At 69.0% G+C, this 16,677-nt stretch carries 15 protein-coding genes and 1 riboswitch; of the genes, 7 read left to right on the forward strand and 8 right to left on the reverse strand.

All coding sequences use genetic code 11. From position 1 onward, the window contains the following. Nucleotides 1-3 precede the first annotated feature (3 nt). The 3 genes from NI25_RS13075 to NI25_RS13085 form a co-directional block, all read right to left on the reverse strand. On the reverse strand, nucleotides 4-879 hold the full coding sequence (locus NI25_RS13075) for a carbohydrate ABC transporter permease (RefSeq protein WP_061442616.1): 876 nt from the start codon (nucleotides 877-879) through the stop codon (nucleotides 4-6). Further along, nucleotides 876-1,868 carry a carbohydrate ABC transporter permease gene (locus tag NI25_RS13080; RefSeq protein WP_061442617.1) on the reverse strand — a complete coding sequence of 331 codons (993 nt, stop codon included), beginning with the start codon at nucleotides 1,866-1,868 and terminating at the stop codon, nucleotides 876-878. The genes NI25_RS13075 and NI25_RS13080 overlap by 4 nt, the downstream gene beginning before the upstream one ends. Before the next feature lie 139 nt (nucleotides 1,869-2,007). After that, the gene (locus NI25_RS13085) at nucleotides 2,008-3,309 is read right to left on the reverse strand and encodes a sugar ABC transporter substrate-binding protein (RefSeq protein ID WP_061442618.1); all 1,302 of its coding nucleotides are present in this window, start codon (nucleotides 3,307-3,309) and stop codon (nucleotides 2,008-2,010) included. Between the two features lie 452 nt (nucleotides 3,310-3,761). Between NI25_RS13085 and NI25_RS13090 the strand changes: the two genes are divergently transcribed. The 6 genes from NI25_RS13090 to NI25_RS13115 all read left to right on the forward strand — a co-directional run bounded on the left by NI25_RS13090 (nucleotide 3,762) and on the right by NI25_RS13115 (nucleotide 10,911). Further along, nucleotides 3,762-4,526, forward strand: a complete 765-nt coding sequence (locus NI25_RS13090; protein ID WP_003973740.1) for a GntR family transcriptional regulator — start codon at nucleotides 3,762-3,764, stop codon at nucleotides 4,524-4,526. A gap of 135 nt (nucleotides 4,527-4,661) precedes the next feature. Then, nucleotides 4,662-4,949, forward strand: coding sequence for a DUF3311 domain-containing protein (locus tag NI25_RS13095; RefSeq protein ID WP_061442619.1), 288 nt, complete (start codon nucleotides 4,662-4,664; stop codon nucleotides 4,947-4,949). Next, nucleotides 4,946-6,556 (forward strand): monocarboxylate uptake permease MctP, encoded by a 1,611-nt coding sequence (mctP, locus tag NI25_RS13100; RefSeq protein WP_061442620.1) that lies wholly within the window; start codon nucleotides 4,946-4,948, stop codon nucleotides 6,554-6,556. The genes NI25_RS13095 and mctP overlap by 4 nt, the downstream gene beginning before the upstream one ends. Before the next feature lie 73 nt (nucleotides 6,557-6,629). Beyond that, nucleotides 6,630-7,136, forward strand: coding sequence for a GNAT family N-acetyltransferase (locus tag NI25_RS13105; RefSeq protein WP_061446903.1), 507 nt, complete (start codon nucleotides 6,630-6,632; stop codon nucleotides 7,134-7,136). A 92-nt stretch (nucleotides 7,137-7,228) separates the two neighbouring features. Next, a riboswitch (cobalamin riboswitch) is annotated at nucleotides 7,229-7,326 on the forward strand. 145 nt (nucleotides 7,327-7,471) lie between these two features. After that, entirely contained in the window at nucleotides 7,472-9,880 is a 2,409-nt protein-coding gene (locus tag NI25_RS13110; RefSeq protein ID WP_061442621.1) for a ribonucleoside-diphosphate reductase subunit alpha, read from the forward strand. After that, on the forward strand, nucleotides 9,880-10,911 hold the full coding sequence (locus tag NI25_RS13115; protein ID WP_061442622.1) for a ribonucleotide-diphosphate reductase subunit beta: 1,032 nt from the start codon (nucleotides 9,880-9,882) through the stop codon (nucleotides 10,909-10,911). Before NI25_RS13110 ends, NI25_RS13115 begins: the two co-directional genes overlap by 1 nt. On the opposite strand, the gene NI25_RS40165 is transcribed toward NI25_RS13115, so the two are convergent. Then, a complete protein-coding gene (locus NI25_RS40165; RefSeq protein ID WP_078884607.1) occupies nucleotides 10,824-11,084 on the reverse strand; it encodes a hypothetical protein in 261 nt (86 codons plus the stop codon). The genes NI25_RS13115 and NI25_RS40165 overlap by 88 nt on opposite strands. A gap of 92 nt (nucleotides 11,085-11,176) precedes the next feature. Here NI25_RS40165 and NI25_RS13120 point away from each other — a divergent pair, with 92 nt between their 5' ends. After that, nucleotides 11,177-12,145 carry a GlxA family transcriptional regulator gene (locus tag NI25_RS13120; RefSeq protein ID WP_061442623.1) on the forward strand — a complete coding sequence of 323 codons (969 nt, stop codon included), beginning with the start codon at nucleotides 11,177-11,179 and terminating at the stop codon, nucleotides 12,143-12,145. A gap of 15 nt (nucleotides 12,146-12,160) precedes the next feature. On the opposite strand, the gene NI25_RS13125 is transcribed toward NI25_RS13120, so the two are convergent. From NI25_RS13125 to NI25_RS13140, 4 genes are all read right to left on the reverse strand, one after another. Further along, nucleotides 12,161-13,537 (reverse strand): cytochrome P450, encoded by a 1,377-nt coding sequence (locus NI25_RS13125; RefSeq protein ID WP_061442624.1) that lies wholly within the window; start codon nucleotides 13,535-13,537, stop codon nucleotides 12,161-12,163. Further along, nucleotides 13,534-14,619 carry an epi-isozizaene synthase gene (gene cyc1, locus NI25_RS13130; protein ID WP_061446904.1) on the reverse strand — a complete coding sequence of 362 codons (1,086 nt, stop codon included), beginning with the start codon at nucleotides 14,617-14,619 and terminating at the stop codon, nucleotides 13,534-13,536. The genes NI25_RS13125 and cyc1 overlap by 4 nt, the downstream gene beginning before the upstream one ends. Nucleotides 14,620-14,877: 258 nt before the next feature. After that, entirely contained in the window at nucleotides 14,878-15,528 is a 651-nt protein-coding gene (gene def / locus NI25_RS13135; protein ID WP_061442625.1) for a peptide deformylase, read from the reverse strand. An 80-nt stretch (nucleotides 15,529-15,608) separates the two neighbouring features. Further along, nucleotides 15,609-16,589, reverse strand: a complete 981-nt coding sequence (locus NI25_RS13140; RefSeq protein ID WP_061442626.1) for a tetratricopeptide repeat protein — start codon at nucleotides 16,587-16,589, stop codon at nucleotides 15,609-15,611. Nucleotides 16,590-16,677: the final 88 nt, after the last annotated feature.

Here is a 16,677-nt window from a genome sequence, read left to right on the forward strand (position 1 = left end):
GGGCTATCCCTTCACGGCGCCGGAGGTGAGGCCGGCGGCCATCTTCTTCTGCACGATCATGAAGAAGGCGACGACGGGTATCGCGATCATCGTCGAGGCGGCCATCAGGGCGCCGTAGTCGGTGCCGTGCGAGGTGGTGAAATTCATGAGCCAGACGTTGAGCGTGTACTTGTCGTTGTCCTGCAGCACGATGTAGGCGAGCAGGTATTCGTTCCAGGCGTTGATCAGGGAGAAGATCGACGCGGCGGCGAGGCCGGGGGCGAGCAGCGGGAAGATCACGCGCCAGAACGCGCCCATCCGGGAGCAGCCGTCGACCATCGCGGCCTCCTCCAGCTCCAGCGGGATGTTCACGACGAAGCCGCGGATCATCCAGGTGGCGAAGGGCAGCGTGCTCACCAGGTAGATGATGATGACGCCCCAGTACTCGTTGATCGCCCCCAGGTCGTTCAGCTGGATGTAGAGGGGGATCAGCATGGCCGTGGGCGGCAGCAGCTGCACCACGAGCAGCACGATCATGAAGACCTTGCGGCCGGCGAACCGGAACCGGCCGATCGCGAAGGCCGCGATCGTGGAGAGCACCATGGCGCCGAGGACGGCGGTCACGCAGATGATGAGGCTGGACTGGATGGCGGTGCCGAAGTTCGGCGCGTCGATCGCCCGGCTGAAGTTGTCGAAGGTGATCGAGTTCGGCCAGAGCTTCTGGTCGTAGGACCGGATCTCGTTGTTGGGGCGCAGAGCGCTGACCACGAGCCAGTAGACCGGGAAGGCCATCACCACGAAGGTGACGAGACCCACGAGGTTGTAGACGTGCCGGCTGCGCTTCTTGCGGTCGGGGCGGAACTCGGGCGCCGTGGCGCCGGGGGCTGTCGTGTCGCTCACTCGACCTCTCCGATCTTGAGCAGCTGGCGCAGGTAGTAGACGGCCACGCCGGAGAGGAGCAGCACGGTGATCAGGGCGATGGCGGCGCCCTGGCTGAAGCTGTTCGACTCGAAGGCCTTCTCGTACGAGTAGAGGCCGAGCAGGTTGTACTCCTCCTCCGGCTTGTTGCCGCGCATCAGGAAGACCTGGCCGAAGACGTTGAAGTCCCAGATCACCGAGAGGGTGGCCACCATCTGGAAGACGGGCTTGATCACCGGCCAGGTCACGTAGCGGAACACGCCGACGCGCCCGGCGCCGTCCAGCTCCGCCGCCTCCTCCAGCTCGCTCGGCACCTGGGTGAGGGCGGCGTACAGGGTGACGGTGACGAACGGCACGGCGCCCCAGACCACCACGGCGCCGATCATGAGGAAGCCCTGCTTCGGGTCGAGCCACCAGTTGTGGCCCTGGAAGTCGAGGCCCAGGTACTCGGTGAGCACCATGTTGGCGACGCCGTAGTCGGAGTCGGCGAACCAGCGGAAGATCGAGGTGGCGACCAGCAGGGGCAGCGACCAGGCCGCGATCAGGGCGCCGGTCAGCAGCAGGCGCACCGCCTTGGTCATGCGCTGCATGGAGTGGGCGAGGAAGAGGCCGATGGCCAGCGTGCTGACGACACACACCACCATGAACAGCACGGTGCGCCAGACGACGTCGTAGAACTCGCTGTCACCGAGGATGTTGGTGAACTGCTCGAAGCCGACCCATTCGGCGGCCTGGCCGGTCCACAGCTCCCGTCGGCCGACGTCCTGGAAGGACATGATCACGGTCTTGATCAGCGGCCAGACGAAGACCGCGGCGAGGGCCACGACAGCCGGCGCGATCAGCAGATAGGGCAGCAACGGCCCGTTCGTCCACCGGCTCCGCCGGGGTGCGGACGGCGCCGGGCCGTCACCGCGAGGCGGCCGCGAGGCGGACACCTCCGGGCCGGCTGTCTTGATGTCGGCGGCACTCACTGTGCTGGCCTTCCGTTCGAAGGGTTCTGCATCGAGTCGGCGGCCGGCACGCCCGCGGCGGCCGGCCGCCCAACCGGCCCTGCCCGGCCGAGCGGCCGGACAAGGCACCGGAGGTCAACGAGGTTTCGAGCGGGGAGGCTCAGGAGGCCTCGTTGATCAGGGAGTTGATCTCCGCGTCGGCGGCCTTCGTGGCTTCGGCGACCGACTTGCCCTTGAGGATGTCGAGGAGCATCGTCTCGAGCGTTTCCTTCTTCTCGATCGCGGACCAGCCCGGCGCGATCGGGGTGAACCAGGCGTCCGGGACCGCGTTGGCGATCGGCGCCGTCTCGGGCTTGGCCTTCAGCGGCTCGAGCTGCTTGGTGTTGTTCGGCAGGATGTTCTTCTCGGCCAGGGCGGCCTGGGACTTCTCGTTGGTGAACAGCGAGATCCATTCCTGGCCCAGGTCCTGCTGGTCGGACTTGGAGATGGTCGCGAGGTCGGAACCGCCGATGAAGGACGGAAGCGCCTTGCCCTCCGGACCGGGCATGCCGGCCGTGGCGATCTTGTCCTTCAGCTTGGGGTTGCCGTTCGTCTTGGAGTCGACGACGCTGCCGGCTTCCCAGGCGTTGCCGTAGAGAAGGGCGGTCTTCTCGTTGGCCATGACGTTGGCGTGGTCCTGCTCGTCCTTCGTCTGGTCACCGTGGTTGTACTTCTTGACCAGGTCGATGAAGTGCTGGATGCCCTTCTGCGCCTCGGGCGTGGACAGGGCGGCCTTCCACTCCTTGCTGCCCTCGTCGTAGGTGGCGATCTCACCGCCGTAGGCGGCCACGTAGGACATGGCGGCGTACCAGTAGCGGCCCGGCAGGTACAGCGCGGAGAACGCGTTGTCCTTCTTGTACTTGTCCTGGACCTTGTCGAGCGCCTTGAGCAGCTCGTCCTCGGTCTTCGGCAGCTGGTCGGAGCCCGTGCCGGCCTTGAACATGTCCTTGTTGTAGATCGCCACGCGGGCACCCGCGTAGTACGGGACGCAGTAGAGCTTGCCCTCGTAGGAGCAGGTGTCCTTGAGGCCCTCGATCCAGGTGTCCGAGTTGTCGTACTTCTTGGCGTCGATCTCGCCGAGGGCGCCGTTGAGGATGTACGTCATGGTCTCGGTGTTGCCGAGTTCGACCACGTCGGGGAAGGAGTCGCCGGAGAGGGCGGCGTCGAGCTTCTTGGTCTTGTCGCCCCACTGCTGGTACTGGACGTTGACCTTGACCCCGGGGTACTTCTTGTTGAACTCGGTGTTCGCCTGCTTGACCAGCTCGGGCCAGCTACTCTGGGCGTCCACCATCAGCCAGACGGTGAGTTCGCCCTTGCGGTCCTTCGGGTCCTGCTTGGACGCGTCGTCGTCCGAGCCTCCGCACGCCGCGATGCTTGCCATCATGCCCGCGATACCGATCGCGGCTATCAGCTTGCGCTTCACGCCACCCTCCTCAGGGATGCCACAAACCCCCCTGCCTCCCTGCGGTTCAAGCGTGAACGCGTACCGCTCCTGGGGCCGGGACCTGGACCAATGGTGTAGACCAGTAGGGGGAGCTTGGCCCAGACCAATAGGCCTGTCAAGGGTGTTCAAACCCAGTCGGTCCGTCCGTGATGCGACCGAGATATGCAGGGACCTTTCATTGCGCAAGCGACAGAACGGGCGCACCGGGACCGGGTGTACCACCCCCCACCGAATGGCGTGCCGACCGGCCCCCGAACGCGCGTACCAGCGACCTCCGGCCCTGCTGTGGACTAGACCAAGGGTGTTCCCACGGGTATACAGAAGGGATCACGGAGCGTGCGGGGCCATCCCCGCACGAAGCCGTGCCACGATGTGAGCCGTGGCCGACAGGGAAGCGGTCGCTTCGGCACCCGGAGCCGGGAAGGCAGAGCATGAGCACCGACGTCAGCAGTGCGGAGAACGAGGGTGGGGCGACCGTCCGTACCGCGCGCGTGCCCAAGTACTACCGTCTGAAGAAGCATCTGCTGGACATGACCCGGACCCAGACGCCGGGCACGCCGGTCCCGCCCGAGCGCACGCTGGCCGCCGAGTTCGACACCTCGCGCACGACGGTGCGCCAGGCCCTGCAGGAGCTGGTCGTCGAGGGCCGCCTGGAGCGCATCCAGGGCAAGGGCACCTTCGTCGCCAAGCCCAAGGTGTCGCAGGCACTGCAACTCACCTCGTACACCGAGGACATGCGGGCCCAGGGCCTCGAACCCACCTCGCAGCTGCTGGACATCGGCTACATCACCGCCGACGACCGGCTCGCCGGGCTGCTGGACATCACCGCCGGCGGCCGGGTGCTGCGCATCGAGCGGCTGCGCATGGCCAACGGCGAGCCGATGGCGATCGAGACCACCCACCTCAGTGCGAAGCGGTTCCCGGCGCTGCGCCGCTCCCTGGTGAAGTACACGTCCCTGTACACCGCGCTCGCCGAGGTCTACGACGTCCACCTCGCCGAGGCCGAGGAGACCATCGAGACCTCCCTGGCCACCCCGCGCGAGGCAGGCCTGCTCGGCACCGACGTCGGCCTGCCGATGCTGATGCTCTCCCGGCACTCGCAGGACCGCACCGGCCAGCCGGTGGAATGGGTGCGCTCGGTCTACCGGGGCGACCGCTACAAGTTCGTGGCCCGCCTCAAGCGGCCCCAGGACTAGACCAGAGCCCGCTCACTCGGGCCCCAGATTGCGGTTGAGGACCGATATACGGACGAGGTCTTCCGCTGTCTTGACGCCGTCACCTACATTTCGTGCGCACTGCACGAGGTGATCAGCGAGGGGACGGAGCCGCGCATGCCGGAAGACACAGAAGTGAGCAGAGAGCCGGTGGTGACGCCGGTGCGCGTCGTCATCGGGCTCTGTCTCGTCGCACCGTTCGTGGCCATGCTCTGGGTCGGTTCGTACGCGAAGACGGACCCGACCTTCATCGGCATCCCGTTCTTCTACTGGTACCAGATGGCCTGGGTGCTGATCTCCACCCTGCTCACGGTCACCGCGTACAAGCTGTGGCAGCGCGACCAGCGCGGACGTGCCGCCGCCCACTCCGCTCCCGCTGCTTCGAAGGGCGGTGAGCCGCGATGAACGACGGCGTGAACGGCGTCGCACTCGGCGTCTTCATCTTCTTCTTCGTCCTCGTCACCGCCATGGGCTTCATGGCCGCCCGCTGGCGCAAGGCGGAGAACGAGCACAGCCTCGACGAGTGGGGCCTGGGCGGCCGCTCGTTCGGCACCTGGGTCACCTGGTTCCTGCTGGGCGGCGACCTGTACACCGCGTACACCTTCGTGGCCGTCCCGGCGGCGATCTACGCGGCGGGCGCGTCCGGCTTCTTCGCGGTGCCGTACACGATCCTGGTCTACCCGCTGATCTTCACCTTCCTGCCCCGCCTGTGGTCGGTCTCCCACAAGCACGGGTACGTGACGACCTCGGACTTCGTGCGCGGCCGGTTCGGCTCCAAGGGCCTGTCGCTGGCGGTGGCCGTCACCGGCATCCTGGCGACCATGCCGTACATCGCGCTCCAGCTGGTCGGCATCCAGGCCGTCCTCGACGTGATGGGCGTCGGCGGCGGCGAGGACACCAACTGGTTCGTCAAGGACCTGCCGCTGCTGATCGCCTTCGGCGTGCTGGCGGCGTACACGTACTCGTCGGGGCTGCGGGCGCCCGCGCTGATCGCGTTCGTGAAGGACACGCTGATCTACATCGTCATCGCGGTGGCGATCATCTACATCCCGATCAAGCTGGGCGGCTTCGACGACATCTTCGCGTCGGCGAGCGACAAGTTCACCGAGTCGGGCAAGGGTGGAGTGGTGCCCGACTCCGGGGGCCAGTGGACGTACGCGACGCTCGCGCTCGGCTCGGCCCTCGCGCTCTTCATGTACCCGCACTCGATCACCGCCACGCTGTCCTCGCGCAGCCGTGAGGTGATCCGCCGCAACACCACGATCCTGCCGCTGTACTCGCTGATGCTGGGCCTGCTGGCGCTGCTCGGGTTCATGGCGATCGCGGCCGGGGTCAAGGTGGAGAACGGCCAGCTGGCGATCCCTCAGCTTTTCGAGAACATGTTCCCGGACTGGTTCGCGGGCGTGGCCTTCGCCGCGATCGGCATCGGCGCCCTGGTCCCGGCGGCGATCATGTCCATCGCGGCCGCGAACCTCTTCACCCGCAACATCTACAAGGACTTCATCAAGCCGGACGCCACGCCGCAGCAGGAGACCAAGGTCTCCAAGCTGGTGTCGCTGCTGGTGAAGGTGGGCGCGCTGATCTTCGTCCTGGGCATGGACAAGACCGTCGCGATCAACTTCCAGCTGCTGGGCGGCATCTGGATCCTGCAGACCTTCCCGGCCCTGGTCGGCGGCCTGTTCACCCGCTGGTTCCACCGCTGGGCACTGCTCGCCGGCTGGGCGGTCGGCATGGTCTACGGCACGGTCGCCGCCTACGGTGTGGCCTCGCCGACGCAGAAGCACTTCGGCGGCTCCTCCGACGAGATCCCCGGCATCGGCGAGATCGGCTACATCGGCCTCACCGCCTTCGTGCTCAACGTCCTGGTCACCGTGGTCCTGACCTTCGTCCTGAGGGCGGTCAAGGCGCCCGACGGCGTCGACGAGACCCGGCCGGGCGACTACACGGCGGACGCCGGCGACCCCGGCGTCCAGGTGGAACTGCCGCCGGCCACGGCGGGCAGCTCGCACTAGCGGCGCTCTCTTCAGCGGGCCGTCGGAGGAATCCGGCGGCCCGTTGTCGTACCCGTGGGGCACACTCGGCGGCATGGACTTCGTGATCCGGCGGGCGACGGCCGAGGAGTACGACACCCTCGGCGAGATCACCGCGCAGGCCTACCTGCGCGACGGGCTCCTCGACTTCGGGGAGAGCGACGCGTACCTGTACGAGCTGCGCGACGTGGCCAAGCGGGCGGCGGCCGCGGAGGTGCTGGTCGCCGCGGCGGACGGCCGGGTGCTCGGCGGCGTGACCTTCGTGCCGTCCGGCGGCCCCATGGCGGACATCGCGCGCCCCGGCGAGGCCGAGATACGCATGCTCGCCGTCGCCCGGGAGGCACGCGGCCGCGGGGCCGGCGAGGCCCTCGTGCGGGCCTGCGTGGACCGCGCCCGGACCGTGCCGGGGTGTACGGGCGTCGTGCTGTCCACGCAGACCGCCATGCGCACCGCGCACCGCCTCTACGAGCGCCTGGGCTTCGTCCGCACGCCCGGCCGCGACTGGAACCCCCTGCCGGAGCTGGACGACATCATGCTGCTCGCCTATGAGCTGACGCTGTGAGCCCCAGCGGTGAACTGACGCGCTGACACAACATCTGGGGGTGCTGGCGAAGCCCGGCACAAGATGTATGCTCATGCTCGCTGTCGCCGCAGGGGAATCCGGTGCGAATCCGGAACTGTCCCGCAACGGTGTACTTGCGTGCATCCGTACGTCTTCGCACGTGCGCGCACGCCTGTCCAGTCCGAGGACCTGCCGACAGTGCGCCCGGCCGCCTTGGCCCGGGTGCCATGACGTCCGGGCCTCGTGGAGTGGGCCGGTGGACGCGACGCCGTGCGCGCTCGTGAGCTGCCCCCTGCCCTCCCCCAGGCCCCGTGCCGAGCGAGGGAGTGCTCCACATGACCATCGCGCCAGCGGACCCGGCTTCAGCGAAACCGGCGACGGCTCCAGCCACCCCGGGATCCACGGACCCCGCCACCGGGGAACCCGACGGCCCCGGTGCCGCCCTGCTGCGGACCCTGACCGAGCTGACCGCCGACCTTCCCGACGCCGACCCCGGCCGGGTGGCCGCCGCCGCGCTGCGCGGCCGGTCCGCGCACGCCGACGAGGCCGAGCTGCGCGAGCTGGCCACCGAGGCGGCCGCCGGTCTGATCTCCGAGGACCCGGTCTACTCCCGGCTGGCCGCCCGGCTGCTGACCATCGGCATCCGCGCCGAGGCCGCCTCCCAGGGCGTCGTGACCTTCACCGACTCGGTCGCCACCGGCCACCGCGAGGGCCTGATCGCCGACCGCACGGCCGCCTTCGTGCGGCAGCACGCGGCCCGCCTGGACGCGCTGATCGACCCGGACGCCGACGACCGCTTCGGCTACTTCGGGCTGCGCACCCTGTACAGCCGCTACCTGCTCCGCCACCCGATCACCCGCAAGGCCGTCGAGACTCCCCAGCACTTCCTGCTCCGGGTCGCCGCCGGACTCGCCGAGGACGACACCGCGCGGTCCGTGGACGAGGTCGCCGCCCTGTACGGTCTGATGAGCCGCCTCGACTACCTCCCCTCCTCCCCCACCCTCTTCAACTCCGGCACCCGGCACGCCCAGATGTCGTCCTGCTACCTCCTGGACTCCCCCAAGGACGAGCTGGACTCCCTCTACGACCGCCTCCACCAGGTCGCCCGCCTCTCCAAGCACGCCGGCGGCATCGGCATCGCCTACTCCCGCGTCCGCGCCCGGGGTTCGCTGATCCGCGGCACCAACGGGCACTCCAACGGCATCGTCCCGTTCCTGAAGACGCTGGACGCCTCGGTGGCCGCCGTGAACCAGGGCGGCCGGCGCAAGGGCGCGGCGGCGGTCTACCTGGAGACCTGGCACGCGGACGTCGAGGAGTTCCTGGAGCTGCGGGACAACACCGGCGAGGACGCCCGCCGCACGCACAACCTGAACCTCGCGCACTGGGTGCCGGACGAGTTCATGCGCCGCGTGGACGCCGACGGGACCTGGTCGCTGTTCTCCCCCGCCGACGTGCCGGAACTGACCGACCTGTGGGGCGAGGAGTTCGACGCCGCCTACCGCAGGGCCGAGGAGGCCGGGCTCGCCCGCAAGACGCTGCCCGCCCGCGAGCTGTACGGCCGCATGATGCGCACCCTCGCGCAGACCGGCAACGGCTGGATGACCTTCAAGGACACCGCCAACCGCACCGCGAACCAGACGGCGACCCCGGGCCACGTCGTCCACTCCTCCAACCTCTGCACGGAGATCCTGGAGGTCACCGACGACGGGGAGACGGCGGTCTGCAACCTGGGCTCGGTCAACCTCGGCGCCTTCGTCGACCCCGCGAGCGGCGACATGGACTGGGAGCGCCTCGACGCCACCGTCCGCACCGCGGTGACCTTCCTGGACCGGGTCGTCGACATCAACTTCTATCCGACCGAGCAGGCCGGTCGCTCCAACGCCCGCTGGCGCCCGGTCGGCCTCGGCGCGATGGGTCTCCAGGACGTCTTCTTCCGGCTGCGCCTGCCCTTCGACTCCGCCGAGGCGAAGGCCCTGTCGACCCGCATCGCCGAGCGGATCATGCTCGCGGCGTACGAGACCTCCGCCGACCTCGCCGAGCGGGGCGGCCCCGCGCCGGCCTGGGAGAAGACCCGTACGGCCCAGGGTGTGCTGCACCCCGACCACTACGACGTGGCGCCCGCCTGGCCGGAGCGCTGGGCCGCGCTGCGCGAGCGCATGGCGAGGACCGGGCTGCGCAACTCCCTGCTCCTGGCCATCGCGCCGACCGCGACCATCGCCTCGATCGCCGGTGTCTACGAGTGCATCGAGCCGCAGGTCTCCAACCTGTTCAAGCGCGAGACGCTGTCGGGCGAGTTCCTCCAGGTCAACTCCTACCTGGTGGACGACCTCAAGCGGCTCGGCGTGTGGGACGCCCGCACTCGTGAGGCGCTGCGCGAGGCGGGCGGCTCGGTGCAGGGCTTCTCCTGGATTCCCGAGGACGTGCGTGCGCTGTACCGCACCGCCTGGGAGATCCCGCAGCGCGGCCTGATCGACATGGCCGCCGCCCGCACCCCGTACCTCGACCAGGCGCAGTCGCTGAACCTGTTCCTGGAGACGCCGACCATCGGGAAGCTCTCCTCGATGTACGCGTACGCATGGAAGCAGGGCCTGAAGACCACGTACTACCTGCGCTCGCGCCCGGCGACCCGGATCGCCCGCGCCGCGGCCCGAGCCACCGCTCCCGTCCCCGTGCAGGCCGGCCCGGACCCCGAAGCGGTCGCCTGCTCCCTGGAAAACCCCGAGTCCTGCGAGGCCTGCCAGTGATGACCACCGAGACCCCCGCCGACCCCGCCACCAAGAACCTGCTCGACCCGGGCTTCGAGCTGACCCTGCGCCCCATGCGCTACCCGGACTTCTACGAGCGCTACCGGGACGCCATCAAGAACACCTGGCACGTGGAGGAGGTCGACCTCCACTCGGACGTCGCCGACCTGGCGAAGCTCAGCCCCGAGGAGCAGCACCTGATCGGCCGGCTGGTGGCCTTCTTCGCCACCGGCGACTCGATCGTCGCGAACAACCTGGTGCTCACCCTCTACAAGCACATCAACTCCCCCGAGGCGCGGCTGTACCTGTCCCGCCAGCTCTTCGAGGAGGCCGTCCACGTCCAGTTCTACCTGACCCTGCTGGACACCTACCTGCCCGACCCGGACGACCGGGCCGCCGCCTTCGCGGCCGTGGAGAACATCCCGTCCATCCGGGAGAAGGCCGAGTTCTGCTTCAAGTGGATGGACTCGGTGGAGTCGATCGACCGCCTGGAGACCAAGGCCGACCGGCGCCGGTTCCTGCTGAACCTGATCTGCTTCGCCGCGTGCATCGAGGGCCTGTTCTTCTACGGCGCCTTCGCCTACGTCTACTGGTTCCGCAGCCGCGGCCTGCTGCACGGTCTGGCCACCGGCACCAACTGGGTGTTCCGGGACGAGACGATGCACATGTCCTTCGCGTTCGACGTCGTCGACACCGTGCGCAAGGAGGAGCCGGAGCTGTTCGACGACGCGCTCCGGCAGGAGGTCACCGACATGCTGAGGGAGGCCGTCGAGGCCGAGCTGCAGTTCGCGCGCGACCTGTGCGGCGACGGCCTCCCGGGGATGAATACCGACTCGATGCGGCAGTACCTGGAGTGCGTGGCCGATCAGCGTCTGACGCGGCTCGGCTTCGCTCCGGTGTACGGCTCCGAGAACCCCTTCTCCTTCATGGAGCTGCAGGGTGTTCAGGAGTTGACCAACTTCTTCGAGCGGCGTCCCTCGGCGTACCAGGTGGCGGTGGAGGGCACCGTCGACCTGGACGAGGACTTCTGAGCCTCCTTCTCCCGGCTCCTCCCCTCCTGGATCCTCCCCTCCCGGGCCTCCCTGATCTGGCGGTCGATGCGCCTGTCGCGCACGATGCCGATCACCGAGGGGAGGACCATGAGGACGAGGAGTCCGAAGGTCGCGAGCATTCCGACAAGGCCTTCTATCTGGTTTCCGGTCATGACACCACTGTCGCGCCGGAGACTCCTTACCGTCAGTGGCAGGACTGCCGTAAGACCTCGATTTCCTGCCATCGACGAGGCACACTGGCGGCATGCTGCAGAACGTGGCCGCCGTCCTGCTGGACGGCGCACACCCCTTCGAACTCGGCGTGATCTGCGAGGTCTTCGGCATCGACCGGAGCGACGAGGGCCTGCCGGGGTACGACTTCGCGGTGGTCTCCGCGGAGGGCCCCACGCTGGGCACCCACGTCGGCGGGCTGACCGTCTCCACGCCGTACGGTCTGGAGCGGCTGGAGGAGGCCGACCTGATCGCGGTGCCGGCGGGCAGCGACTTCGTCCGCCGGGAGTACCCGCCCGAGCTGCTGGACGCCCTGCGCAGGGCGACGGCCCGGGGCACACGCGTGCTGAGCGTGTGCTCCGGCGTCTTCGTACTGGCCGCCGCCGGTCTGCTGGACGGGCGGCGGTGCGCGGTGCACTGGCACCACGCGGCCGAGCTGGCCCGGCAGTACCCGCGGGCCGAGGTCGCGCCGGACGTGCTCTACGTCGACGAGGACCCGGTGATCACCTCCGCCGGAACGGCCGCCGGCATCGACGCCTGCCTGCACATCGTGCGCAAGGAGCAGGGGCCGGAGGTCGCCAACCGCATCGCCCGGCGCATGGTGGTGCCGCCCCACCGGGACGGCGGGCAGGCGCAGTACATCGAACGGCCGCTGCCGCGCTCCTCCTGCGACACCGTCGGCGAGGTGCTGGCCTGGATGGAGCAGCACCTCGACGAGGAGGTCACCGTCGAGCAGTTGGCGGCACGGGCCCACATGTCCCCGCGCACCTTCGCCCGCCGCTTCCAGCAGGAGACGGGAACGACTCCCTACCGCTGGATACTGCGCCAGCGCGTGCTGCTGGCCCAGCGGCTGCTGGAGGCGACGGACGAGACGATGGACTCGATCGCCTGGCGCGCCGGCTTCGGCACGGCGGCGGCCCTGAGGCACCAGTTCGTCCGGACCCTGGGCACCACCCCGCACGCCTACCGGCGCACCTTCCGGGGCCCGGAGGCCGCCGCCTGATCCGTCACGGTCGCGTCATCGCGCCACGGGCCTGACCAGCAGGTCGTGCGGGCGCAGCGTGATGCCGACGCGGACCGCGTCGTTGGAGCCCGCCACCTGCTCGAAGCGGTACTTCGTGGCGAGCGCGGCCGTGATCAGCGTGAGCTGGGCCATCGAGAAGTGGTCACTGGGGCACTTCCGCTTGCCCGCGCTGAAAGGCTTCATGGCGTATTTCGGCACATTCTTCGCGCGTTCCGGGAGCCATCGGTCCGGGTCGAACTCCAGGTTGCGGTCGTACGACTTCGGATCGCGTTGGATTGCGTACGGACTGTAGATGATGTCGGCACCGGCCGGAATGCGATAGCCACCGAGTTCGCTCTCGGCCACCGCGCGCCGCGTCAATACCCATACGGCGGGGCGCAAACGCATGGCCTCCACGATGACATTGCCGGTGTGCGTGAGCTTCCGGACGTCCTCGAATGCCACGGGACGCCCGCCGGTGACCGCTTCGACTTCGTCGCGTATGCGGTCGGCATGTTCCGGATGGTCGGCAAGTGCCTGGAGCAACCACATGATCGTGGACGCGATGGTTTCACTGCCGGGGGTGAGTATCGCGACCACCTGGTCGTGGATCTCCTGTTCCCCGATCGGGTCGCCATTGTCGTCCTTCGCCTCCAGCAATGCCGTGAGCAAATCGTCCGGCTTTTGACCGGATGCGCGGCGCTCGGCGATGATCTCGTCGACCAGCAGATGCAGATCGGCCAATGCGTCGTTGAATCGGCGGTTGGCCGGAATCGGCAGCCGGTACAGGGGCCCGAGCGGGACCACCATGCGCCGGTACATGCCCCTGAAGACGGTGGCGAGCGCGACGCAGAGCCGCTCGGCCCGCTCGTCCATGTACTGCCCGCGCAGCAGGCAGCGGGCCGCGACGCGCACGGCGACCCGGAAGGACTCGGAGGTGGCGTCGATCGTCCGGCCGGCCTGCCAGCGCTCGGTGAGCGCGTGGGCCTCCTCCTCCATGATCGGCCCGTAGGCGGGGATGGCGTCGAGCCGGAAGGCCGGCTGGATGGTGCGCCGCTGGCGGCGGTGGAGCGGGCCGTTGGCGGTGGCCACGCCCTCCTTGCCGAGCAGCCCCTCCAGCGACTCCCACAGCGGGCCGGCTATGTGGTAGTCGGGGTTCAGGGCGAGGGCGCCGGTCAGCTCCGGGTTGGTGACCGCGTAGACGGTCTTGGGGCCGAGCTTGATGCGCACGATGTCGCCGTGGTCGCGCAGCTGGGACATGAAGGCGAGCGGGTCGCGGGCCAGCCGCCAGCCGTGGCCGAGCAGCGGCACGCCGCCGCCCGCGACGGGCGGTTCGCGCAGCTCCGTTGCCTCCGGGGCGCGGGTTTCGGGGTTGACGGACTCGACGGTCATTTCTCACCTGCCGCTTCGTTGTTGACGTACGGGGGCGTGGACCGGTCGTCCCAGCTGTCGACCATGTACCGGCCGGACTCGTGGTGGAACCAGTAGACGGAACTGAACCAGTTCCGCATATTGCCGACGTTGGTCCGCACGGCGCCGCTGAGTTCCTTTCCGCGTACGGTTCCGTCGGCGAGCGAGTCGGCGAACCGTAAAGCGTCCTGCTCCACGGCGAGGAACTCGGTGATGCATTCCTCGACGCGTCGCCGGACTTCTCCGATTGCTTCTTCGAGCGTGAGTGAATGATGGGTGATGAGACTGATTCCGAGATTGTGGACCTCGTCTCCCGCTATTTCCTTCGGCAACGAGCAGAGGTCGTTGTACCAGGCGGCGAATTCCTGACTCAGCAGCGCCGCCCGGCGATATGCCGGGTGTTTCCGTACGGCGTCGGGGAGTTCGCAGCCCGAGCTCGGTTCCAGCAGGTCGGTCCAGATCCAGTGCGCGAAGGTGAGCCGGCGCAGTTCGAGGTACTCCTCGACGCCGGGCACGATTCCGCGGGTGCGGTTGTGGAATTCACGGTCGTACGCCTCGATCACCGCATGGAAGTGCCGGGCGAACCGGGCGTTCCAGGTGGCCGGCAGGAAGGCGTAGAGCCGCCGCACGCTGTCGGCGAACCCGGCCACCAGGGTGTCCTCGTGGTGCAGGTGGTCCCCGGGTGAGTCGAGTGCCGTGTGCAGCCGGGCGCGCAGCCGCCGCCAGGCGCCGGGACGGCCGTGGACGATGTCGCGGTCGTGCCGGTCGTCCCAGACGAAGAACCACGCGCTGTAGTCCGCTATCGCCTGCATGACCTCGTCGGGAGCGCCCAGGTAGTAGCCCGCCATGAGGTCCGTGTAGCACAGACCGTCGGCATATTCCTCGACCTTGTCCGCCGGCATGAGCCGCTTTTCGAGCAGCCAGGCGCGGGTGGTCTCCTGGAGCCTGGGCCAATACGGGTGCAGTTGCCGGGGAAATGCCGCCTCGATCACCGGAAGACGAAGTGATGACGGTACTGCGATCGCGGTCGGTGTCGCTGTGGTGCCGTGTGAGAAAGCATGCACGAACAAACCCCTCTCAGCCGCCGGTGGCGCACCCCTCTCCCTGAGCGGGGCGTGCGCCGTTGCGTATCCCCGCACTTCCCATTCAGCACCACAACTGACCGTTCTGGGAACGGATTTGCTTCATTCACTACCCCCGGTGCCGGAATTCTCCTGTTGTGTGGCGGCTTTCCGTGCGCGCGCACAGACGAACGGCGCCTGCTCGGGGAAGACCCGAACAGACGCCGTACGCAAGGGAGATGTGGGGCGGGTGGAGCGGTGTCAGTCGTTCGCGACCACGGGGTAGCGGGGCTCGTTCTCGGCCATCTGCCGCAGCGCGTCCTTGCGTTCACGCTTGGAGAGCCGGTCGATGTACAGGTACCCGTACAGGTGGTCCGTCTCGTGCTGCAAACACCGGGCGAAGTACCCGGTGCCGCGCACCTTGACGGGGTTGCCCTTCTCGTCCTGCCCGGTCACCTCGGCGTAGTCGGGGCGGGCGAGCGGCGCGTAGGCGGTCGGCACGGACAGGCAGCCCTCGTTGCTGTCGTCCAGGCGGCGGCGGTCGGCGGGCAGTTCGACCAGCTTGGGGTTGCAGACCACGCCGACGTGGCGGACGCCCTCGTCGTCGGGGCAGTCGTAGACGAAGACCTTCTTGGAGACGCCGATCTGGTTGGCTGCCAGGCCCACGCCCTCGGCGGTGCGCTGGCTGGCGAACATGTCGGCCACCAGCTGCTGGAACTCCTCGCCGAAGTCGGTGACGTCCTCGCACTCCTTGTGCAGCACCGGGTTGCCGACCACCGTGATCGGGCGCGAGGTGCCGCGCCCGCGCCAGCCGGCCTCACGCTCCTCGCAGTCCTGGGTGTCGACGACGAACCCCTCGTCGTCCACGGGGAGCACGCCCGGGTGCTGCTGATCGGTGTCCTGCTGGGCCATGACCGACGTATGCCTTCCTCGTACAACCAAGGGTGATGCCGACTACTGCTGGAGTGTCCTGACAAAGACTACGGGGCCGCTCAGCAGACCTCTTCCAGGTCCCGCCAGTCACGCGAGTCCGGGCTGTCCGCCACCCACCCGTCCAGCAACCCCTTCACCAGCCCCGCCGGCGCGGCCACCCCGCACTCCCGCTCCGGCACCCACAGCTGCCCGTCGGTGCGGTGCCCCAGGGGCCCGGGGTGTCCAGGCTCACTGTGGTCGTGCGGGTCGAGGTGCTCGCCCTCGCCCTCGTCGGACGGCATCCGGGACTCCGAGCACATCCGGCACAGCAGCCGGACGGAGGAGGACCAGTCCTCGGCGGCGAACCCGGCGTCGGCGGCCAGCTGCTCGAGGGCGTCGCGGTCGGCCTCGGTGGCGGCCTCCAGGAGGACCACCCAGGTGGGCACGGGCGAGGGCGCCCACAGCTCGATCTCGTCGAAGACGGGGTAGGAGTGCCCGGCGCCGGTCGTCCGCTCCCCGTGCGGTACGCCGTCGTGCAGGACGACCTCGCCCCAGCGCCGCCCCGAGGACGGCAGCGGGATGGACAGCACCTCGACGCGGGCGGGGTCGAGCCGCCGCCCCCACACCACCTCGGCCTCGCCCTCCGGGGACAGCCGTACGGCCGCGCTGCCGAGGTCCATGCCGAGCGGCTCACCGGCGTCCGTGGCGTCCCCCGGGGTGCGCAGCCCGTAGGCCTGCCAGGCCCGGCGGGCCAGCGGCCAGTCCTGCAGGGCGGTGGCGGCGATGCCGACGTTCCACCAGTCGGGGGCGCCGGCGTCCCGGTCGAGCAGCGCGACCGCCCTGAGGCCGGCCGCCCTGGCCTGCTCCCAGTCGTGCCGGAACTTGTGCAGCAGCGCGAGGTTGAACCAGGACTCCGACAGCCAGGGCTCCAGGTCCGCCGCCCGCGTCAGCAGCGCACCCGCGTCGTCGTAGCGACCGTCGCCGATCAGCGTGAACGCCCGGTCGGTGGCCTGCCGCCAGGAGGCGGAGGGCCGGTGCCGTGCCTTGCCGAAGATCCTCACGATTCCCGCCTGCCAGTTCCGTTCAGTGGGCTGGCTGTGCCTTTCGCGCCCCCGGACACCCTCTCCCGGGCATCAAACCACGTACGGC

The sequence above is a fragment of the Streptomyces sp. CCM_MD2014 genome, assembly GCF_000772045.1.
Lineage (GTDB): Bacteria > Actinomycetota > Actinomycetes > Streptomycetales > Streptomycetaceae > Streptomyces > Streptomyces salinarius.